This is a genomic window from Kiloniella sp. EL199 (assembly GCF_900313065.1).
Classification (GTDB): Bacteria; Pseudomonadota; Alphaproteobacteria; order Kiloniellales; family Kiloniellaceae; genus Kiloniella.
The window spans coordinates 141,538-162,117 of the sequence record NZ_OMPU01000004.1 but is presented as its reverse complement, the minus strand read 5'-3'; the positions used below and the strand labels follow the sequence as shown (position 1 = coordinate 162,117).

Sequence of the window (20,580 nt, the reverse complement as noted above, 5' to 3'; positions counted from 1 at the left end):
AGATACAGACAAAAGGTAAGAGGGGGGGAAGAATGGACGTGCATGAGTTCGCGCGAAACGCAAAGCTTAAAATTGACCAAGTATTTGCACAGCGTGAAATCCATATTCGTTCTCATGATCAGGTAAAGTTTATCCGCCTGACACCGCGATTTCAGAAAATCATAACAACAAGTGTTCTGGCTTTAACAAGTTGGATTGCCTTTTCTTCGGGATCTTTGTTTTATACGGAACAAAGGCTTGCCCAAAAAGATACGATTATAGAAGAACAGAAGCTCAACTATTTTGATCTGTTACAACAGGTTGGAGAATATCACACTCAATTCTCTAAAATTACAAAAGACCTTCAGGAAAATCAGGACCAGCTTATCAGCCTGTTGGATGGTAATGAAGTTGATACAGATGAAAGTACTAAGGTTGTTAATCTAAAGAATTCTGAAAATGAGCGCGCACGTGTCGCTTTGGCACGACAGGTTCTCGAAGACAGACTTGACCAATTTGAAGATGATCTGGAAACAATAGCTGGACAGAGCGAAGCACTTGAAACCCAAGCAAAACAGTTACGGCGGGTCTTGGCAACATCAGAAGAGGAAAGGTTTAAATCTGCCGAAGCAGGGAAAATGCTTGGAAGCAAGCTTTTAAAACTTCAAAAAGAATTGGAAGCCGTCACTCTGGCAAAAGAAGAGTTGGAAACTAACAAGGTTACCATTCTTGCAAATGTTGATGCTCTGGAAGCAAAAATTGTAAGTCTTAAAGGGCAGATATCTGAAAAAGACGAACTTTTCGAAGAGCAGCAAGCGCAAATGGCTTCTCTGATGGAAGCAAGGAGAGTCGCTGACAAGTCTTCACAAGAAGCCAAAGATAAATTTATCGAGCAAGTTTCTATCCTCGAAATGTACCGTGAGAAGAACGTGGGTCTTGAAAGTGAAGTTGATCAGTTACAGAATTCTTTAATAGAAGTGTCCAATATCCAGCGAGAACTCGTAGATCGTTTAACAGAACGGTCAAAATATAGTTTAGGGGTTATTGAAAAAACTGTAGAGATGACTGGTCTCAATCTGGAAACTTTGCTTGGATCAGAAAATCTGGATACGGGGCAGGGAGGGCCATACATTCCTGTTGATGAAATCCAGGAAAGTGCCGACTTTGAAGCTTCAGTTAACATGCTTGATATGCAATTGACTCGCTGGGAAACACTACAGGATGTGGTTGCCAAGCTACCGCTAACGACACCGATTGATCAATATCGTATCACAAGCTCATTTGGAAAACGTCGCGACCCAGTAACAGGTAAAACGTCTGTGCATAATGGCCTTGATATGGCTGCACCGATGAAATCATCCGTTTATGCACCAGCACCAGGTAAAATCGTTTATGCCGGTTGGAGAGGTCGTTATGGTCGATTGGTAGAAATTGACCATGGTAATGGCATTCGGACACGCTACGGGCACTTGAGAAAGTTACTCGTAAAACAAGGTCAGGAAGTCTCTCACAGAGAAAAGATTGCTCTACTTGGTAATTCTGGACGGAGTACAGGGCCTCACGTTCATTATGAAGTTCTTTATAACAATAAGCCCGTTGATCCCCGTAAATTTATTTTGGCAGGTAGACATGTTTTCAAAGTCCAGTAAAACAAACACAAAAGTTGCTGCTCCTTCTGATACTCCAAAAAAAATTGCTCCTTCGGGGATACCTTCTATTTTGAGTCCTGATTTAAGCCTCGTTGGTGATTTAACATCTACGGGTGATTTGCAGATAGATGGTAATGTACAAGGTGACATTATTTGCCACGCGGTTACTATTGGTGAAAAAGCAGTTGTCACTGGTTCTGTAAAAGCCGATGAAGTACGCGTGTGTGGAATGGTTAGTGGTCAACTAAATGCCGATACAATTACCTTGGCAAGTACCGCAAAGGTTGTAGGCGATATTTTACACAAATCAATAGCAATAGAAGCAGGTGCTCAGGTAGAAGGTCAGTTCAGACGTATTTCTGATAAAGCAGAACAGCCTGTTAGTTCAACAGTTAGCGCGCTTCCTGAAACTGAAACCGCAAAGATTGCATCACCAGCCGCAGTTAATAGTGGAGCAATTAATGCCGTAGAGAATGCTTCAGAAGGATCTTCTTCCTCCACTACACAATCAACTGATTCACAGGAAAGTAGTGCGGCAGGCTCTTCAGCATCAACTGTACCTTTGACCGAAGTTAAATCAGAAGAAAAACCAGAAGAAAAGAAATCCAGTATCTATGGTGCTTCTTCATCGTGGAATAGCTCTAACTAGCTTTCCAGACACATTTTAAAAGTTGAAGGGTCAACGTTCCCACCAGACAGGATAAGGGCGATGACCCTTTTCTTTGTTGGTAATTTATTATGCAGTACTGCGGCTAAGGCAACAGCACCACCAGGTTCAACTATCAACTTGAGTGTTTTAAAGGCGAACTTAACTGCAGTCTTGACTTCTTCGTCTGTAACAACCAGACCTTGTTCCATCAGTTCACTGCAAAGTGAAAAGGTTATCTTGCCCGGGGTTGGTGTTAAAACAGCATCGCAAATAGATCTGGCTGAGGGATCATTACTCACTCGTTTTCCTGTTTTTAACGATTTGGCCATATCGTCAAACCCAAAAGGTTCAGCAGAATAAATTTTAGTATTTCGGGATTTTTCTTTGAACGCAAGAGCAATACCAGAGGTTAAACCACCACCACCAAAACAGGAAACGACCGCATCCAGAGAAATGTCTTTATCGGATAATTGTTCTATAATCTCTGTCCCACATGTGCCTTGTCCTGCAATAATAAGTGGATGATCATAAGGGGGGATTAATAATGCATCTGTAGAATTTATGATGTCAGCGCCGATTGCTTCCCGATCTTCATTGAAACGATCATAGAGAATGACCTTGGCGCCGTGAGAACGTGTATTTTCGATTTTGATTTCGGGTGCATCGCTCGGCATTATAATTGTGGCTTTGGCGTTGAGTAACTTCGATGCATAAGCAACGCCTTGTGCATGATTTCCTGATGAGAATGTTAGCAAGCCTTGTTCTTTTTGCTGCGAGGATAGCGTGCTAATAAAACTAAATGCACCTCTGAATTTGAAAGAACCGGTATGTTGAAGAACTTCTGCCTTAAGAAAAATCCGCCCACCAGTAATACGGTTTAACTCTGCATTTTCGAGAAGCGGTGTATAGATGGCTTTTTCGTACAGGTTCTCTCGGGCTTTACAAATATCTTCATAAGTCGGGGGTGCCATGGGTGACATTGTCGATAATTCCAAATAATTAATTGCTGCTGAATTTATACAGTTGATTAAGCTCTGAGAGGCTATCAATAATGAGTTCGGGTCCGCCGGGCAAAATTTCAGGTGGTCGTTTGAAACGATTAATCCACGCTACTCTGAAACCAAAATGATTTGCTCCGGCGACATCCCAGGCATTAGCAGAAACAAACAGAATTTCTTCAGGGTGGCACCTGACGTAATCAGTTGCCAGTTTATAGACTTGCGGGCTCGGTTTGTAGACACCGACATCATCAATTGAAATAGTTTTATCAAGAAATTGTTGGAGACCTGAGCTTTCTAAAGATTTATCAAGCATCTCCTGAGAACCATTACTCAAAACCAGAGTAGTGTGTTTGTGTTTTTTTATTTTTTTCAAGGTGCTTATAGCATCTTCATAAGCTGTTAGTTCAAGATACAAAGACATTAATCTGGCGTGTAGATCCTGATCTTTTATATCATGATATTTCAACGCATAAGTAAGAGCATCTGAGGTGACATTCCAAAAATCACTGTGCGCTTCCATCAGGCTGCGTAACCAGGAATATTCCAATTGTTTTGTACGCCAAAGATCCGAAATACTCTGTGCGTTGGGTCCAAGTTCTTCGGATAGCGAACGAGTAGCTGAATAGACATCCAACAGGGTGCCATAAGCATCAAATACAAATGCTCTGATATCACGTTGTGTCATGTTAATACCAAAAAAACTTTAGCACAGGAACATGCTTGAAAGGCTAACTCAAATATTACTTACAGTCACAATTCAGAGTTGGAGAACAAAGCTAAAGTGATCATCCTCCTGCATTTGTATGTCCCCATAATGAAAAGGGAAGATTACCTGTAATCTCTGTTTTAGTCTGTTTTATTTTACTGCGATATATGACATGACTTTCTAATATACGCTGGACGTAGTTTCTGGTTTCGTTAAAGGGAATTTGTTCCATCCAGTCGATAATATTAACATCGGAATGTCTGGGGTCGCCGTAATCTTTAACCCACTTCCGAACACGGTGAGGGCCAGCATTGTAACCCGCTAGAGCCATAACGTATGATCCATTAAAATAACCTATTAAATCAGATAGGTAAGCCGTGCCAAGTTGTATATTATACGTGGGATCGTCTATTAGTTGGCGTTTTTTGTATGACAATTTTTCTTTTTTTGCGACTGACTTGGCCGTCGCGGGCATCAATTGCATCAAACCACGTGCACCAGCATGGCTTATGGCTTTGTGATTAAACTCACTTTCTTGTCTGATAAGAGCAAGTACAAGAGCAGGTTCTGCATTGGAATCTTTTATCGCGTCTATCTGCATTTCAGGATAAAGAAGGTCCGGTAATAGAATTCCTTTTTGGCGAGCTGATTTCGCAGTTCTCAAGGCAATATTTGGATGAGAAACTTCATTGGCAAGTTCTGCAGCTAAAATATGATCTTCATCAGTTTGAGCATCAAGCCTAAGTCGCGTCAAAAAGGTTATCACCAGCTTGTCTTCGTCCAGTTGATCCAGAAGCTTTATGGTGCGGACAATTTTTTTGTTATTAAATACCACTTTCTGAGCTGTATCAATTTCCTTATGTGCGATGTCTATCGTCGGCTCTTGCCCAAGCTCATAACTTGCCTGCTGCCCATAAAAAGTCGTTTGATGTGTAGCCGCAAGATTATACCAGCGGGTCGCCCAATCATTGTGACCAATATCTTTGGCTGCTCGTCCGGCCCAATAAGATGCCCTTGCTTTGCTAATCGGGGATTTGACACCATTATAAAGCTGGTGGAAATGTGTATAGGCCCGCCGAGGCATAGATAACTTTCTAAGCGCTATCCAACCAGCCAGAAACTCCCCTTCGGCAAAGCCGACGCCTTGGGTCAGGCCATGTCCCGATGCTATGCGGTAGGCCTTTTCATAGTCCTTTTGTACAAGAACTTTTCTGGCTGCCCAATGGCGAATAGCCCACCATTTATCGGCTTGCCTTGCCGTAGGTATGGGAGGATCAAGAAGTTCAATAGTTTCTTTGTTTTTATTTGCCCGCAATCTCCATCGCGCACGTGCATAGATTAAGGCCGGGTCTTTTTTTAACTCGGCAGAAACTTTATTAATTAAACCGTCCACATTTCCTTTATCTGTAAGCAACGCAATCCTTGCTTTGCCTAAATTCTGATAGTCTTTGGATACTCTTGTTAATTGTCGTTGTGCAGCAACAAAGTGCTTGTTCCAGATCAGATTATCAAGGCGATCAATATGATCTTGTGATGTGATAATTGATTTATATTTAGTCGTAAATTTTTTCTCGTCAGTTTTTCCCAAATACTGTTCGATCCAAAATTTTTTAACTGTGGTTTCTGACTTTTCTTGTTGGCCTGTGGCATTCAGAGCAACAACATACCTAACCAAACCACTGTAGCTTCTGGGGGGTTTATCTTGAAACCATTCCAGAATTTGTTGGTTAGACAGAGCGCCGGGAAGAGCTTTTTCTGCGTTTCTGGTGAGCTTTGATTGTCTCGGCCAGTTTAATGGATCATTTGTAAACTTGGAAAGTGCCTCAAAGTCACTTGTCGACCCATCATTAGAATAAATCATCCAAAGCGCAACATCTTGCATAAGAGGTGCTTGGATCTTTTTTGCTTGAGCAAGGGCACGGGTATATTGCTTTTGGGATACATGCTGAGAAACAGATTTAAAATTGGCCTTATCGGTCATAAAATCCTTTGTTTCTGTCGTTGTATTAGCTTCTGCTTGTCTTATTAATGAGGATACAAGCTGCGTAGAGGGGGAAGTATGGGTAAAATCAATACTTCCGAGAATCCCGATGATCCCGATTGCTTTTAATGAATTGGTTTTCCGAAGCCGGCGCATAATTTCAAACATATTCGAACCTTAACAGTCGTTCGCAGTCCTGACCACATAAAGGATGATCACAAAATAAACAGGAGCGATTCTATCAGCAAATCTGGCGTTAAATCCGCACATATTTACCAAGGATATCCCTTAACTATTAAAGAAATAACACCGAACTCTTTATTTAGCCTTTTCGCAATGCAAATCTGCCGCTATTCTCCGCCTTTCATTAAGGCATTCGGCCCTTTTGACAACGAAACGATGATATTTTGAGGTATCGCTATGACCGGCCCGCTTTTTAGAGGCTCTTTTCCTGCTCTCGCAACGCCCATGCTTGAAAGTGGTGATGTTGACGAGAAACGGTTTCAAGACTTCGTACAGTGGCAGATCGATCAAGGGAGCCACGCGGTATGCCCCGTCGGAACTACGGGGGAATCGCCAACCCTAGGTCACGACGAACATAAACGTGTAACAGAACTCTGTCTTGAAGTTGCAAAGGGCAAGGTACCCGTTATTGCTGGTGCCGGTTCAAACTCTACACGCGAAGCAATTGATTTTACACAACACGCACAGCAAGTTGGTGCAGACGCTGCATTGGTTGTTACGCCATACTACAACAAACCTTCACAAGAAGGCTTGTATCAGCACTTTAAAGCAATCCACGATAATTCAGATATTCCTGTTATTGTGTATGACGTGCCTGGCCGCAGTATTGTTAATGTCGATGTTGACACACTAAAACGTTTGTCAGATTTACCGAGAATACAGGGCGTAAAAGACGCAACGGCTGATCTGGCTTTGCCAGTACGAACCAGATTGGCATGTGGTGATGACTTCACGCTTTTAAGTGGCGAAGATGCGACCATCGTTCCGTTCCTGTCTCTGGGCGGACACGGATGTATTTCGGTGACAGCAAATGTAGCACCTAAACTTTGCTCTGAATTGCATGAAGCCTGGTGGGCGAATGATTTTGAAAAGGTGAGCAAGATTAATGATCTGTTGACACCTTTACATGAGGCTCTCTTTATTGAATCAAGCCCAGGACCTGTGAAATACGGTATGCACCTTCTGGGGTGGGGGACAAACACACTTCGCTTGCCTTTGCTTCCCGTTAGCGAGGAAACCGAAAATCGCGTTCGTGCAGCCATGGCACATGCAGGCCTGATCGACGGTTAAGTTTATGGCTAAGTCAAAAAAGAAAAGTACTTCTTCTGGCAAAGGAAATACGGTCGCGGTTAACCGCCGCGCCCGATACGACTATAATATTGAAGATACGCTGGAAGCTGGCCTTGTTCTAACAGGGACAGAGGTCAAATCTCTTCGCACCGGCAAGGCTTCGATACAAGAAGCCTATGCCAGTGAAGAAGAGGGTGAATTCTTTTTGATTAATGCTAATATACCCGTTTACGAAGCTGCAAATCGCTTTAATCACGAACCGAAACGTCATAGAAAATTACTTGTTCACCGTAAAGAACTCGCAAAGATGATTAGTCTCTGCCGCAGGGATGGGTACACGATTGTTCCCATGTCTCTCTATTTCAATGACAGAGGTATTGCCAAAATCAACCTGGGCTTTGCTCGTGGTAAAAAGGCTGTTGATAAGCGCCATACGGAAAAAGAAAGAGATTGGAAACGCCAGCAATCTCGAATTTTACGAGATCGTGGATAAGTTTTGCAGGCTTCAGTCGGCAATACCAAGAAACAAGGCTATCTAATTTATACCAGATAGCCTTTAATTTCCAGATTGAATACACCGAAGATATTAATCCTGTTCTTCATCGTAATCGTCTTCGTCATCATAGTATTCATCATCGTAGTCTTCATCAACAGGCTGGTCATCAAGGGCCTGAATAGGGTTAGGAGTAACAGGACGATTATCTGATACCTTACGACCAACTTCGTCTTTGAGTTCAATCAAATCCAGAAAGATATCTGCCTGACGCCTAAGTTCATCGGCAATCATAGAAGGTTGGCTGCGGACTGTTGAGACAACCGTTACCTTAACACCTTTGCGTTGAACAGCTTCTATAAGGCGACGGAAATCACCATCGCCAGAGAATAAAACAATATGTTCGATATGTTCGGACATTTCCATGACATCAATTGCCAATTCAATATCCATATTACCTTTGATTTTCTTGCGTCCAGCCGCATCGGTAAACTCTTTGGCTGGCTTGGTTACCATTGTGTAACCGTTATAATCCAGCCAATCAACGAGTGGACGTATTGGAGAATATTCCTGATCTTCGATTAGTGCTGTGTAATAAAAAGCACGGACAAGACTGCACTGTTCCGCAAATAACGATAAAAGCCTTTTGTAATCAATATCAAATCCCAGCGCGCGCGCCGTCGCATATAAGTTAGATCCGTCAATAAAAAGGGCAACGCGTTCCTGAGGATAAAATTTCATTCTTAAACCCTTAAAAAATATATTTAAATAACATTCAGAACATAAATTAACGATGATTATACCGAGATATTCTTAAAAATAACGGATCCCGCGAAATTATATTCTTTCCTTCGTGCCCTAAGCTTACTCTTTTTTGACCACCTATCAACAATCAAATTAAAGCAAAAACACATAAAAGGTAATTTAAATTATAAATTTAGCGATTTTTGAGAGTTATAAATACGACGTTCTAACGTAACAGGAATTATCTCTGAATCTACACTTTTTACCTGTGGAAGATTGGCATACAGTTTCCAAAATATTGGCGTGATTATCAAATTAACTCTCGTCTACTTCACCTAACCTACTTGAAACAGGAGGTCAGGAATGAAGATCACAGTGAATAAAATCGATTTAACGATCCCCGAACAGCACAAGAGTTTATCTCTATTAAATTATTTGCGGGATGTGTTGGGTTTGACGGGAACCAAGTATGGATGTGGGCAGGGGCTTTGTGGTGCCTGTACGGTACATCTTGATGGACAGGCAGTTCGTGCCTGCCAAACTTCAATAGAAGAAATTGATGGACAAGCCGTGACAACCATAGAAGGGCTTTCCGTAAACGGTTTACATCCTTTGCAAAAAATATGGATTAAAAATGCTGTTCCACAATGCGGTTACTGTCAGGCAGGTCAACTTATGTCAGCTTCAGCATTGTTAAAAGAAAACAGCCAGCCATCTACAGCTGAAATTAGAAACGCTATGTCAGGGAACCTGTGTCGTTGTGGCACTTACCCTAAAATTGAAGCTGCAATTAATGAAGTTGTTCGCGGGGGCTAAATAATGGTTAATTCGATTAAAGATATTTCTCTGTCTAGACGACAACTTTTAAAGGCGACAGGATGGTCAGCGGTTGGCATGACCCTTCTGAGTTCCTGTAGCTCAATTTTACCTGCTTTACCTTCAACATCTGATCCTGTTTCTGAGGATGCTTTTTATTGGTTCCAACTCTTGCCATCAGGCAAGGTAAAATTTTTCTGTCCCAGAATAGAGATGGGGCAGGGCACAACAACAGGTCTCAGCCAAGTTGTTGCCGAAGAGTTGAATGTTGATTTTGCAGACATAGAATGTTTGACCGCTTCCACAGAGCAAGTGCCCCCTTTTAAAATGACTGTCGGATCAGAGGGGATTGCCAAATTTTGGCAACCTGTCGCCTATGGCGCAGCGCATATGCGCGAAGCATTGAGAGGGAGAGCCGCTAGTCTTGCCGGAATTGAAGTTGACAAAATAAGTGATGCTTATAATGGCTTCAAGATAGAGGATGATCGTATAATTCTTTATCATGATTTGGTTTCTGATGAACCTATTCTTCTCAATGTTCCGGATCCGATAGAAGTTAAAAACGTAAAACTATATTCCCTGCAAAGTTCCAGAAGCAAACTTCATATTGGACATGATAGAGTTTCTACAACAATGAAAAACATTGTTACAGGGACAGAGATCTATGCCCGTGATTTTAAAATACCGGATACAGTGTTTGGGCATTTTTTTCGACCCCCTGCATTAGGAGTGAAAATCGAAAGTGCTCACCTGAATAATGTGCAGGATATAAATGGTGTTATTAGAGTTAAGAAACAAATAGAGGAAAATCTGGTTGCCGTTGTCGCGACAGATCCCATTTCGCTGCGTTTGGCCGTTGAAGAAATAGATGTAATTTGGCGATCATCTAGCATTAATACGACTGAATTACTCAGTAAGATAAATGTAGCGAAAATAAAAAATAATAAAGACTTAGAGCACATTCTTGTTGAAAAAGGTGATAGTGAAACATTACCCCCAAACGCAAAGATCATAAAATCAAATTATTCAACCCCCTGTATGGCACATGCATCAATGGAGGTTCGTGCTGCCACAGCGTGGGTCCAGCAGGATAAAGTTGAAATCTGGTGTGGGAGCCAGGATCCCTTTTTTGTAAAAAGCAGAGTTGCAAAACTACTTGGCAGTGATCTTAATGATGTCATTGTTCACTCATTGCGCGTTGGCGGGGGATTTGGTGGACGCGTTTTGTGTCAACCTGCCGAGGAAGCCGCTCTATTATCCAGGCTTGTCGGCAAGCCCGTGAAGGTGGAGTGGTCAAGAGAAGACGAGTTTCAAAACAACTATTTCCAACCGCCTTATTCTCATTCCATCGAAGCCGGAGTTACTGCAAACGGTAGTATAGCTTATTGGCAGCATGATTTTGCATCTGCCCCGATTATAACAGGTCCCATCCCAAACTCGATAGCATGGGTTGTTGATAGCTTTAAAGCAGATGAAGGAACTGCCAGAGGGAGCCTTCATCCCTATGGCATAGTTAATCAACGTATCCGATATTCTGATATAAGAACTGAGGTACCAATTGGCGCTTGGCGCGGGCTGGGTTCTGCTCCTAATTGTTTTGCAATCGAAAGTATGATGGATGAGCTTGCATATGAAGCTGGAATTGATCCATTAGATTTTCGCCTTTACAATCTATCACCAAATCATGAGCGTTTAAAAAACACCCTGATAACCTTGGAAAAAATGAAATCTGGCCTTCAAGAGCGCTCACAGCAATCTGTAAACTCTATAGAGCGGGATTATGGGTATGGCATAGCTTGCGCTGTCTATAAAAATCAAACGCCTGTTGCCGTTGCTGTTCAGGTCGATATAGATCATTCTGAAGGAAATATTTTCATCCGTAAAATTAACTGTGTCCAAGATTGCGGGGCAATTATCAATCCGCAACAGGTTAAAAACCAGATAATGGGAAATCTTGTTTGGGGATGCAGTATGGCGATAAAAGAAAGGGTAACGTTTGATGAGGGGCACGTTGTTGAAAACAACTTTGATGGTTATCAGATTTTACGACATGACGAATGCCCAGAAATAAACATTGAATTAGTGAAATCCGATAAACCGGCCACAGGTGCCGGTGAAGCCGCTTTGGGGCCTGTGGCAGCCGCCATTGCTAATGCTGTTTTTAATGCGACAAGTGTACGAATTCGGGATTTGCCAATTACATATGATGATTTGTTCTGAAAAGACAAATTTTAGATTTGAAGGGGAGGGGAATATTAAGAATTTTGCAAAAGCCAGTTTGAGTGCGCTTATTCAAGGGCAAATAAAATCTGACTACCCTGAATTATTAGCTGCAGCAGAGCCAACACCAGACCCTGTTCGTAATGCTTATGTTTCCGCAGATATGAAAAGAGAGCTTCTAAAAACACTGTTGGAAAAAGCAGGCGCCATTGCTTTGCTGTCTCTTGGGCAAGCAATTGATACAATCGAGTATGATCCTGTTTGGTATTATGCCCTAAGGTCTCGAACACCTAAGGTTCTGTTTGATAAGTGGAACCGATTTGAGAGATATGCGCATTCAACGAACAGGGTAAGAATAGAAAAACAGTCTGATTGCTCGGCGAGCTTTACACGTTATGGCATTGAGGGATATCAACCAAGTATACCAGAAAATTTGCTAATTTGTGGCGTGATGATTGCCTTGCTTGAAGCAATAGGTTGTCAAAGTTTAGAATGTTATATGCCGGATAAAAATGGGGAATGGCATAAGGTCAGAGAGAAGCATCAGTTCACTTTACACACAGATAATCCTGTTTCTATATACAATCTCGATACAAGTCGTTGGTTGATTTCCTGGCACAAAATTATGCCTCGGAAAATTGATAATGATAATATTCAAAAAGAATTTGATTTTGAACTCCCGCCGATCACCTTGTTGCAAAATCAGGATAAGGTGAAAAAGATAACTCAACATGTTGCCAATGATATTAGTAGAGTGTGGAAAATTGAAGATGTCGCATGGGAAATGGGGTATTCCATTCGCTCTCTACAACGCCTTTTAACCATGTCCGATCTAAGCTTTTCGAAATTAATCAGACTCATTCGAATTCAGTTTGCATGTAAAATGCTTTCTCAGAAAAAAAACTCTCTAACCTCAATCGCATTTTGCCTGGGTTTTTCTGACAGCGCCCATTTTAGCCGAGATTTCAAAGCAAGTATGGGGATGAGCCCTTCTGCCTATAGGAAGTCACTGTATCCTTAAATTGTTTCTCAATCATTCGACTTTAAGTTTTGCCAAGGTATGATAATTAACTTTTCAGACTGTGAATACTGAACACCATTTTAAGCTAGGAATCAAAGTGATTATTATTGCAATCGGGGCCAATCTCGAAAGTCCTAAATACGGTCTGCCTTTGCAAACATGCCAGAAAGCTCTTTCCAGACTAGAAGAGCTTGGGGTTGAAATAGTAAAGCAATCAAGATGGTTAAAAACAGCGCCAGTACCTGTTTCAGATGCTCCTTGGTATGTGAATGCTGTTGCGCAAATTAAAACGGATTTAAAGCCTGATGAACTCTTGAAGTTACTGCATAGTATCGAAAACGAGTTTGGACGTGTCAGGCCTTTTATTAACGCGCCACGCATACTTGATTTGGATATAATTGCCTATAATGATTTTATAAGCTCTCCGGGGGATCATCTTGTTGTTCCTCATCCACGCATGCATGAACGGGCTTTCGTTCTTTTGCCTTTAATGGATATTGATGAAGACTGGCTTCATCCTGTTATAGGCAAAACAGCAAAAGAGCTCTCCCTGTCCATACCTGTCGATCAGGAAACAACTGAATATTCGGACAGTTCTATGGAAAATTAAGCAATTTGTTCTTATAAAGTTTTTTAACTGGATAATGTTGATTATCCTTGCGTTCTTATGAACCGCTTCATATATTGCATCGATTCAATACCCTGTTGAAGGGTGAACTACGACTACTGGAGTTATCATCTATGGCACGCGTCACAGTCGAAGATTGTGTAGAAAAAGTTCCTAATCGCTTTGAACTTGTTATGCTTTCAGCCCAACGCGCAAGGGAAATCGTATCTGGCGCTCCTCTTACTGTAGAGCGGGATAACGATAAAAATGCGGTCGTTTCTCTTCGCGAAATCGCAGAAGAAACAATTAGCCTTGATGCTGTGAAGTCTTCATTGGTGCAAGGTCTCCAAAAACAGGCCGCGTTTTCTGAAGTTGACGAAGATGAGCCAGAGTTTGATGCAATTGGCCCAGAAGCGCTTATCTCTGCTGATGCTGGCGAACAGTATGCAAACGCAGATGGTATGTCTGTTGAAGATACGCCAACCGAACTTGCTAAAGATTCTGAGTAAATAAACCCAGTTTAGCAAATAATTCTAAGAATATAGCCTTCCAGAGCTTGGCCTACGCCTTTTCCCGGCGTATCATTTTCTGGAAGGCTATATTTTTGCATAAGGGCTGTTTGATCCACAATGATCCGTCAGTTTGAGTTGGTTGAGCGCGTTAAATCGTATGATCATGACGCAGATGAAGATGCTATAAACAGAGCATACGTTTTTGCGACCAAATATCATGGATCACAGAAACGAGCATCTGGCGATCCTTATTTCTCACATCCTGTTGAAGTCGCAGGTATTCTTACTGATCTCAAGCTGGATCATAATTCCATTATCACAGCCTTGTTGCATGATGTCGTTGAAGACACAGAAGCCAGCCTGGAAACAGTTGAAAAAGCATTCGGCACTCACATTGCCAGACTTGTTGATGGCGTAACAAAACTTACACGCCTCGAACTTCAATCAGAAGAAAGTAAATACGCCGAAAACTTCCGGAAACTTGTACTCGCCATGTCTGATGACATCAGGGTATTATTGGTAAAACTGGCGGACCGTTTGCACAACATGCAAACGCTTAAGTATATTAAAAAAGAAGAGAAACGTCGCCGGATTGCCCGAGAAACAATGGACATCTATGCCCCCTTGGCCGAACGTATCGGTATGCATAGATTCAAAGATCAACTGGAAGATCTTTCCTTTGCCGAACTTAATCCTGAAGCACGGGAATCTATTGTTAAGCGTCTGGAATTCCTCAAAGGTGAAGATGAAGATAATCTTGCCAAAAAGATTATTGATGAACTTAACAGGGTGATAAAAACCCAGGGGATTGAAGGGGAAGTTTTTGGGCGCCTGAAAGCGCCATATTCAATCTGGAAAAAAATGCAGCGCAAAGCTGTCACCTTTGAACAGCTTTCAGATATTATGGCATTCCGGCTTATCGTTAAAGATATGGCCAACTGCTATCAGGCATTGGGGGTAATACACGGTAGTTACCCCGTGGTTCCCGGTCGCTTCAAAGATTATATATCCACACCAAAGCCCAATGGTTATAAATCAATCCATACCTGTGTGATTGGCCCGGAAAAACACAAGATTGAAATACAAATCCGCACGGCAGAAATGCATGATATTGCGGAAATGGGTGTTGCTGCTCACTGGTCTTACAAGCAAGGCGGTGAGCATATGGAAGGGCGTCAATACCGTTGGCTTCGCGAACTCCTAGATATTCTGGATCATGCTTCAAACCCGGAAGAGTTTCTGGAACATACCAAGATGGAAATGTTTCAGGATCAGGTTTTCTGCTTTACCCCTAAAGGAGCATTACTTTCCCTGCCCAACGGCTCAACCCCGATTGATTTTGCCTATGCCGTCCATACCGAGGTTGGAAACACCTGCGTCGGTGCAAAAGTCAACGGACGCATGGTTCCCTTTAGATCCATTCTGCATAATGGTGATCAGGTTCAAATTTTAACATCAAAGAACCAAAGCCCTTCACCCGATTGGGAAAAATTTGTTGTTTCCGGTAAAGCCAAAGCCTGTATCCGTCGCTATATAAGGCTTCAGGAGCGTGATCAATACAGCTCTCTTGGTCATCAGATGGTTCAGAAAATTTTTCGCCAGGAAGGCTACGAGTTTACGGAAAAAGGTATTGAAGGCATTCTCGGCAAGTTTCATATGGATCAATCCGAAGATCTTTATGTCAGCGTTGGGCAAGGGCATCATACGGCCCGTGAAGTACTTGTCGCGGTTTATCCCGGCGCACGAGTTCTACCGAAATCCCCAAGCCCAGGCACACAACGTAAGAAACAAAAAGCATCAGGTACAAAAGACAATGCGCTTCCCATTAAAGGTCTTATTCCGGGAATGGCCGTGCACTATGCCCGTTGCTGCCACCCATTGCCTGGGGATCGTATCGTTGGGATTGTTACCACGGGTAAAGGGGTTACAATTCATACGATAGATTGTGATAATCTGGTAAACTATCAGGATACGCCAGAACGATGGATTGATGTTTCCTGGGATTCCATGGAAGTCGAAAGCCCGCAACATACGGGTCGTCTCAAGCTGATTGTGGCCAATGAACCCGGTTGCCTTGGTAGCCTGTCGGTTGTTATTGGTAAAAATCAGGGAAATATCAGTAATTTGAAGATTGTACATCGTTCAATGGATTTTTTTGAAATGAGGATTGATGTTGAGGTTACAGATGTAAAGCATCTGGCTGATATTACCGCTGCACTTCGGGCTATGTCTGTTGTTAACTCTGTTGAACGAGCCAGAAATTGATCGTCCTTTTATCATTTCATAATACTCAAATTGAGAGTTTTCAATGATATTGGGGATTGGAAATGATCTCGTCGATATCCGACGTATTGAGAAATCTCTGACAAAATACGGGGACCGATTTACTGATCGAGTTTTCACCGAGGAAGAAAAGAAGAGAGCAACATCTCGCCCTGATCCGGTGGCAACCTATGCCAAACGCTTTGCGGTAAAAGAAGCCTGCGCCAAAGCCCTTGGTACGGGGTTGTGGCGACAGGGAGTTCTCTTTACCGATATAGGTGTTACGAACAGTTCAAATGGTCAACCTGTGCTGAAACTCACCGGAGCGGCACGGGAACATTTAAATAATATTATCCCTCAGGGGATGACAGCTCAGCTACATGTGACTATATCTGACGATTATCCGCACGCGCAGGCCTTTGTTATTATTTCTGCCGTTCCGGAACATAGTTAAAATATTAGATAAAATTTTTATCTGATTGATATAATGATGGAATCAATAAAATGACGACTGGGTCAGAAAACGTGGAAAAAACAAAAGAAGACGAAGGTGTTGTCAAAACAGTTGTTTACGCGCTGTTGATCGCCTTAACGGTACGAACTTTTCTGTTTGAACCCTTTAATATTCCTTCAAGCTCGATGAAGCCGACACTCTTGATCGGTGACTATCTTTTTGTTTCTAAATTCTCCTACGGTGTCAGTAAATACTCTTTCCCTTTTGGTGCGAAAATCTTTGGTGATAGTTTTGAAGGCCGCATTCTTGGTAGCGAGCCAGAGCGAGGCGATGTCATCGTTTTCAGAAAACCTACCGATCCTAACATTGATTATATTAAGCGCCTGATTGGTCTGCCTGGTGACACAGTACAAGTAAAGCAGGGGCAACTCTACATAAACAATCAGGTTGTTCCTCGTACACTGGTCAGAATCGGTGATGGCAGTGATGGCTTGAATCTTGGTGAAAAAGAATATGAAGAAACGCTCCCCAATGGTGTTAAGCATTTGATATGGGAGCGTAGTGACAATCAACCTCTTTCAGACAATACCCCTGCTTATGTTGTTCCTGAAGGTTTTTATTTCTTTATGGGTGATAACAGAGATAACAGCCAGGATAGTCGTTTCAGTTCTGTCGGCCCAGTACCTTATGAAAACTTCATCGGTCGGGCTGATATGTTGTTCTTCTCGCACCGTGGAGACGATAATGGTGAAGATTATGGTGACTGGTGGGAAGTTTGGAAATGGCCATCAATGATCAGGTTTGGGCGTATTTTTAATGCCATCGATTGATGAATTCCACGCCCGTAACCTCGACGTGGCTACAGTAACTCTCGAACACAAGTTTGATCGACCTCAGTTAGTCAAGCAGGCGCTGACGCATCCCAGTGCCTGTGGCCGGAATCAGATTGTATCTGATAGCTATGAAAGACTTGAATTCCTTGGTGATCGTGTCCTCGGGCTTGTTATCGCCGATATGCTTCTACAGACTTTCCCCAAAGAGAGTGAAGGTTCTCTTGCGAAGCGCTTTACAGCCTTGGTCCGCCGAGAAGCTCTTGCTATTGTGGCGCAAAAACTCGGCTTTGATAAGCTGATTGTCCTCGCCAAAGGCGAAGAAGAAAGTGGTGAACGCGAAAACCCGGCCCTTCAAGCGGATGTTTGCGAGGCATTGATCGGGGCGCTTTATCTGGATGCTGGGTATGAAGCTGTTCAAAGATTTATTCAAAAAAATTGGAAGCCGCTTCTAAATCAGGATTTATCGCCTCCACAAGATGCCAAATCAACCCTGCAGGAATGGGCGCAGGGAAGAGGGTTACCGTTACCAACCTACAAAGAAGTATCACGTTCCGGTCCACCACATGCTCCTCTTTTTGACATCCAAGTTTTTGTTAAAGGCCTTGACCCGGTTATTAAGCAAGGAAATTCAAAACGCAAGGGTGAACAGGAAGCGGCAAAAGAACTCTTACGATTTATTAGCGAAAGTGGTGTGTAACCATGAGCAATAAAGAAGAAACTCCCTCAAAAATAGAAGACGAACTTGGCACTGAATTACCCGTAGATATGAGATGCGGATTTATCGCGTTAATCGGCGCACCAAATGCCGGAAAATCAACGCTGATGAACCGGATGGTCGGGGGGAAGGTTTCAATTGTTACCCATAAGGTACAAACCACCCGGTCGCAAATTCGCGGTATCGCGATGCACAAAAATGCCCAACTGATATTTGTTGATACACCGGGTATTTTTGCGCCGAAAAAGCGCCTGGAACGTGCCATGGTTTCTTCCGCCTGGCAAGGCGCGGGGGATGCGGAAATTGTTGTTGTTTTGCACGATGCCTCCAGAAAGAAAATTGGCGAAGATATCCGTGCTATTATCGCTGGATTGGAAACACAAGATCGCAAAGCAATCTTGGCGCTGAACAAGATTGATTCCATAAAGCCGGAAAAGCTCTTGGCCTTGGCACAAGAATTTATGACAATGGGTGTTTTCTCTGAAATTTTCATGATTTCTGCTCAAGAAGGCGACGGTGTAAATGACTTGCTGGATCATTTGGCAAGCACTGTGCCCGAAGGCATGTGGCTATATCCGGAAGATCAATTATCAGATCATCCCATGAGGTCCATCGCAGCTGAAATCACTCGTGAGAAGCTTTTCCTTAATCTTCATGACGAACTTCCTTATAACTTGACAGTAGAAACGGATAGCTGGGAAGATTTTGACGATGGAAGCGTTAAGATATCACAGACCATTTATGTCCAGCGTGAACAGCACAAAGCAATGTGTCTTGGCAAAGGTGGAAGAACAATCAAGTTGATCCGCTCTAAATCCCAGCACGATTTGCAAGAAACCGTCGAACGTAAAGTTCACCTTTTCCTTCACGTCAAGGTACGTGCAAAATGGGCAGACGATCCCGAAAGATATCGTGAAATGGGATTGGATTTTAACAGTTAAGCCTAGACATGCTTTCGGCCATATCTGGGAAATATTTTAGGGTATTCTTTTCTAGATCTTTGGTCTGGAAATGACTAATATGTTCACCTGTTGTTCTTTTTGGGTTGGGTGATGATACATTGGGAAGACGAGGGGGTACTCCTTTCTGCGCGGCCATTTGGTGAAAATGACATTATTGTACAGGTATTAACCCGTGAACACGGACGCCATGCCGGCTTGGTCAGAGGTGGGCAAAGCATTAAAAAACGCTCGACCTACGAACCGGGAAACCATCTCCATGTGAGATGGGGCGGACGTTTAGCAGAACACCTGGGACATTACGACGCCGAGGTGCTGGATAATATTTCGGGCCGCCTTTTTGATGAGCCAGGACGTCTTGCCGCATTATTATCAGCTGCAGCAATTTGTGAACAGTCAGTACCAGAGCGCGAAGAGAATTCATCCTTTTACGAAGGTTTTTTAGTTCTTCTGGAACATCTGGAGAGTGATTTCTGGGGAGAGATTTATGTCCGCTGGGAATTGGCTCAACTATCTGCCCTCGGTTTTGGTATCGACTTGAGTGCTTGCGCAGGCGGTGGAAGTAACGATCAACTGGCTTACATCAGTCCCAAATCAGGTCGTGCGGTATCATTGGCAATCGGTGAGCCCTACAAAGACAAACTCTTCCCCCTTCCTCTGTTTTTGCTCGGACGAGAGGGAGGAGGGGCGGTAGAGGTTTATCAAGGGCTTAAAATTTCTGGATATTTCCTGGAACGTCACTTATTTCATCCCCATGATAAAACGTTACCATCTGTAAGGGATCGCCTTGTAGAAAATTTCATATAACTTATTATTTGTTAAAAATAATAACATACTATAGTATGTATAAAATTATATATGATTCGGAGGTGATTTTGGCACGTAATACTGTGCTTGCCATTTCTGTGTGGTGTCTTTTCGTTTTTTCTTCTTCACTACATGCAGATGAGAAGAAGACACAGCCATTCAAAATTGCATACGCAGAATCCTGGGCGCCGATTTCTATTGGCTCGGCCAGGACTGTGACAGGCATGCTTCCAGAGCTTATGGAAAGCGTTATTCAGGAACGAATGGGTATTCCTGTTGAACATCATGGGTTTCCATGGGCTCGTGCGCAACAGGCTGTTAAATCCGGTGAAGTAGATGCTTTTATTACTACGCCGACAAATGAAAGATTAGAATTTTCTCGCGCATCAAAAAATGTTGTTTTTCCCTTACGCTTTCAGCCAGTTGTTCGGGTCAACTCAGAAGAAGAGTCAAGATTTAAATCTGAAATAGATATAACAACCACTCTCAAATCAAAGCGATATTGTGACGTTTTGGGAAATGGTTGGGCAAAGGAATTTTATCGTAAAAAAAATTTGAAATACCTGATCGTGCCAACACTTGATGTTTGTTTAAAACACCTGGTACAAGGGCAGACAGATATTATTATCCATGCTGAACCTGTAGCAGCGGATTTTATTAAAGAATTACAACTGGGCACACAGGTAAAGATTTTACCCATCGTAATGGAGTCCAGCCCAGAGTTCCCTCTTCTGGTGTCTAAAAAATCACCTTTTGGTCAGGCTTTTATATCCGATTTTGACGAAACCCTCGGTGAAATGAAAAATGAAGGTTTATGGGAAAAGCTAATTACGTCATCACCTTTGATTGCAAAATGAT

Annotated in this window: 20 protein-coding genes; 16 read left to right on the top strand and 4 right to left on the bottom strand. The window is 42.7% G+C overall.

The window, feature by feature from the left end:
* Positions 1–32 precede the first annotated feature (32 nt).
* Together D9A03_RS01450 and D9A03_RS01445 are read left to right on the top strand one after the other, a co-directional pair.
* Positions 33–1,628: a M23 family metallopeptidase gene (locus D9A03_RS01450; RefSeq protein ID WP_162937915.1), complete on the top strand. Its 1,596-nt coding sequence runs from the start codon at positions 33–35 to the stop codon at positions 1,626–1,628.
* Positions 1,609–2,277 (top strand): polymer-forming cytoskeletal protein, encoded by a 669-nt coding sequence (locus D9A03_RS01445; protein ID WP_162937914.1) that lies wholly within the window; start codon positions 1,609–1,611, stop codon positions 2,275–2,277. The genes D9A03_RS01450 and D9A03_RS01445 overlap by 20 nt, the downstream gene beginning before the upstream one ends.
* Here D9A03_RS01445 and D9A03_RS01440 read toward each other — a convergent pair.
* From D9A03_RS01440 to D9A03_RS01430, 3 genes are all read right to left on the bottom strand, one after another.
* On the bottom strand, positions 2,274–3,257 hold the full coding sequence (locus D9A03_RS01440) for a threonine/serine dehydratase (protein ID WP_120495457.1): 984 nt from the start codon (positions 3,255–3,257) through the stop codon (positions 2,274–2,276). The genes D9A03_RS01445 and D9A03_RS01440 overlap by 4 nt on opposite strands.
* A gap of 19 nt (positions 3,258–3,276) precedes the next feature.
* Positions 3,277–3,963, bottom strand: coding sequence for a haloacid dehalogenase type II (locus D9A03_RS01435; RefSeq protein WP_120495456.1), 687 nt, complete (start codon positions 3,961–3,963; stop codon positions 3,277–3,279).
* Between the two features lie 100 nt (positions 3,964–4,063).
* Entirely contained in the window at positions 4,064–6,133 is a 2,070-nt protein-coding gene (locus D9A03_RS01430) for a lytic transglycosylase domain-containing protein (protein ID WP_120495455.1), read from the bottom strand.
* Positions 6,134–6,385: 252 nt separating this feature from the next.
* Here D9A03_RS01430 and dapA point away from each other — a divergent pair, with 252 nt between their 5' ends.
* The gene (gene dapA, locus D9A03_RS01425) at positions 6,386–7,279 is read left to right on the top strand and encodes a 4-hydroxy-tetrahydrodipicolinate synthase (RefSeq protein ID WP_120495454.1); all 894 of its coding nucleotides are present in this window, start codon (positions 6,386–6,388) and stop codon (positions 7,277–7,279) included.
* Positions 7,280–7,283: 4 nt separating this feature from the next.
* Positions 7,284–7,772, top strand: a complete 489-nt coding sequence (smpB, locus tag D9A03_RS01420) for an SsrA-binding protein SmpB (protein ID WP_120495453.1) — start codon at positions 7,284–7,286, stop codon at positions 7,770–7,772.
* A gap of 93 nt (positions 7,773–7,865) precedes the next feature.
* Here the strand turns inward: smpB and D9A03_RS01415 are convergent, their stop codons facing one another.
* Positions 7,866–8,513 (bottom strand): NYN domain-containing protein, encoded by a 648-nt coding sequence (locus D9A03_RS01415; protein ID WP_120495452.1) that lies wholly within the window; start codon positions 8,511–8,513, stop codon positions 7,866–7,868.
* Between the two features lie 366 nt (positions 8,514–8,879).
* Here D9A03_RS01415 and D9A03_RS01410 point away from each other — a divergent pair, with 366 nt between their 5' ends.
* From D9A03_RS01410 to D9A03_RS01355, 12 genes are all read left to right on the top strand, one after another.
* On the top strand, positions 8,880–9,332 hold the full coding sequence (locus D9A03_RS01410) for a (2Fe-2S)-binding protein (RefSeq protein WP_120495451.1): 453 nt from the start codon (positions 8,880–8,882) through the stop codon (positions 9,330–9,332).
* A gap of 3 nt (positions 9,333–9,335) precedes the next feature.
* Positions 9,336–11,552: a xanthine dehydrogenase family protein molybdopterin-binding subunit gene (locus D9A03_RS01405; protein WP_120495450.1), complete on the top strand. Its 2,217-nt coding sequence runs from the start codon at positions 9,336–9,338 to the stop codon at positions 11,550–11,552.
* A complete protein-coding gene (locus tag D9A03_RS01400; protein WP_120495449.1) occupies positions 11,485–12,573 on the top strand; it encodes a helix-turn-helix transcriptional regulator in 1,089 nt (362 codons plus the stop codon). Before D9A03_RS01405 ends, D9A03_RS01400 begins: the two co-directional genes overlap by 68 nt.
* A 97-nt stretch (positions 12,574–12,670) precedes the next feature.
* On the top strand, positions 12,671–13,183 hold the full coding sequence (folK, locus tag D9A03_RS01395) for a 2-amino-4-hydroxy-6-hydroxymethyldihydropteridine diphosphokinase (RefSeq protein ID WP_120495448.1): 513 nt from the start codon (positions 12,671–12,673) through the stop codon (positions 13,181–13,183).
* A 131-nt stretch (positions 13,184–13,314) separates the two neighbouring features.
* Complete coding sequence (gene rpoZ, locus D9A03_RS01390) at positions 13,315–13,689, top strand: DNA-directed RNA polymerase subunit omega (protein WP_120495447.1); 375 nt, start codon at positions 13,315–13,317, stop codon at positions 13,687–13,689.
* Between the two features lie 120 nt (positions 13,690–13,809).
* Entirely contained in the window at positions 13,810–15,957 is a 2,148-nt protein-coding gene (locus tag D9A03_RS01385; RefSeq protein ID WP_120495446.1) for a bifunctional (p)ppGpp synthetase/guanosine-3',5'-bis(diphosphate) 3'-pyrophosphohydrolase, read from the top strand.
* A 43-nt stretch (positions 15,958–16,000) separates the two neighbouring features.
* The gene (gene acpS, locus D9A03_RS01380) at positions 16,001–16,408 is read left to right on the top strand and encodes a holo-ACP synthase (protein WP_120495445.1); all 408 of its coding nucleotides are present in this window, start codon (positions 16,001–16,003) and stop codon (positions 16,406–16,408) included.
* A 50-nt stretch (positions 16,409–16,458) separates the two neighbouring features.
* Entirely contained in the window at positions 16,459–17,238 is a 780-nt protein-coding gene (lepB, locus tag D9A03_RS01375; RefSeq protein WP_120495444.1) for a signal peptidase I, read from the top strand.
* Positions 17,225–17,938, top strand: a complete 714-nt coding sequence (gene rnc / locus D9A03_RS01370; RefSeq protein ID WP_120495443.1) for a ribonuclease III — start codon at positions 17,225–17,227, stop codon at positions 17,936–17,938. The genes lepB and rnc overlap by 14 nt, the downstream gene beginning before the upstream one ends.
* 2 nt (positions 17,939–17,940) lie before the next feature.
* Positions 17,941–18,897 carry a GTPase Era gene (gene era / locus D9A03_RS01365; RefSeq protein ID WP_120495442.1) on the top strand — a complete coding sequence of 319 codons (957 nt, stop codon included), beginning with the start codon at positions 17,941–17,943 and terminating at the stop codon, positions 18,895–18,897.
* A gap of 111 nt (positions 18,898–19,008) precedes the next feature.
* Positions 19,009–19,722 carry a DNA repair protein RecO gene (gene recO, locus D9A03_RS01360; protein ID WP_120495441.1) on the top strand — a complete coding sequence of 238 codons (714 nt, stop codon included), beginning with the start codon at positions 19,009–19,011 and terminating at the stop codon, positions 19,720–19,722.
* Between the two features lie 35 nt (positions 19,723–19,757).
* Positions 19,758–20,579, top strand: a complete 822-nt coding sequence (locus D9A03_RS01355; protein WP_120495440.1) for an ABC transporter substrate-binding protein — start codon at positions 19,758–19,760, stop codon at positions 20,577–20,579.
* Position 20,580 lies beyond the last annotated feature (1 nt).

Coding starts and splice junctions, on each gene's coding strand:
- D9A03_RS01450 (WP_162937915.1), top strand. CDS start 33: ATGGACGTGCATGAGTTCGCGCGAAACGCAAAGCTTAAAATTGACCAA.
- D9A03_RS01445 (WP_162937914.1), top strand. CDS start 1,609: ATGTTTTCAAAGTCCAGTAAAACAAACACAAAAGTTGCTGCTCCTTCT.
- D9A03_RS01440 (WP_120495457.1), bottom strand. CDS start 3,257: ATGTCACCCATGGCACCCCCGACTTATGAAGATATTTGTAAAGCCCGA.
- D9A03_RS01435 (WP_120495456.1), bottom strand. CDS start 3,963: ATGACACAACGTGATATCAGAGCATTTGTATTTGATGCTTATGGCACC.
- D9A03_RS01430 (WP_120495455.1), bottom strand. CDS start 6,133: ATGTTTGAAATTATGCGCCGGCTTCGGAAAACCAATTCATTAAAAGCA.
- dapA (WP_120495454.1), top strand. CDS start 6,386: ATGACCGGCCCGCTTTTTAGAGGCTCTTTTCCTGCTCTCGCAACGCCC.
- smpB (WP_120495453.1), top strand. CDS start 7,284: ATGGCTAAGTCAAAAAAGAAAAGTACTTCTTCTGGCAAAGGAAATACG.
- D9A03_RS01415 (WP_120495452.1), bottom strand. CDS start 8,513: ATGAAATTTTATCCTCAGGAACGCGTTGCCCTTTTTATTGACGGATCT.
- D9A03_RS01410 (WP_120495451.1), top strand. CDS start 8,880: ATGAAGATCACAGTGAATAAAATCGATTTAACGATCCCCGAACAGCAC.
- D9A03_RS01405 (WP_120495450.1), top strand. CDS start 9,336: ATGGTTAATTCGATTAAAGATATTTCTCTGTCTAGACGACAACTTTTA.
- D9A03_RS01400 (WP_120495449.1), top strand. CDS start 11,485: ATGCTGTTTTTAATGCGACAAGTGTACGAATTCGGGATTTGCCAATTA.
- rpoZ (WP_120495447.1), top strand. CDS start 13,315: ATGGCACGCGTCACAGTCGAAGATTGTGTAGAAAAAGTTCCTAATCGC.
- D9A03_RS01385 (WP_120495446.1), top strand. CDS start 13,810: ATGATCCGTCAGTTTGAGTTGGTTGAGCGCGTTAAATCGTATGATCAT.
- acpS (WP_120495445.1), top strand. CDS start 16,001: ATGATATTGGGGATTGGAAATGATCTCGTCGATATCCGACGTATTGAG.
- lepB (WP_120495444.1), top strand. CDS start 16,459: ATGACGACTGGGTCAGAAAACGTGGAAAAAACAAAAGAAGACGAAGGT.
- rnc (WP_120495443.1), top strand. CDS start 17,225: ATGCCATCGATTGATGAATTCCACGCCCGTAACCTCGACGTGGCTACA.
- era (WP_120495442.1), top strand. CDS start 17,941: ATGAGCAATAAAGAAGAAACTCCCTCAAAAATAGAAGACGAACTTGGC.
- recO (WP_120495441.1), top strand. CDS start 19,009: ATGATACATTGGGAAGACGAGGGGGTACTCCTTTCTGCGCGGCCATTT.
- D9A03_RS01355 (WP_120495440.1), top strand. CDS start 19,758: ATGTATAAAATTATATATGATTCGGAGGTGATTTTGGCACGTAATACT.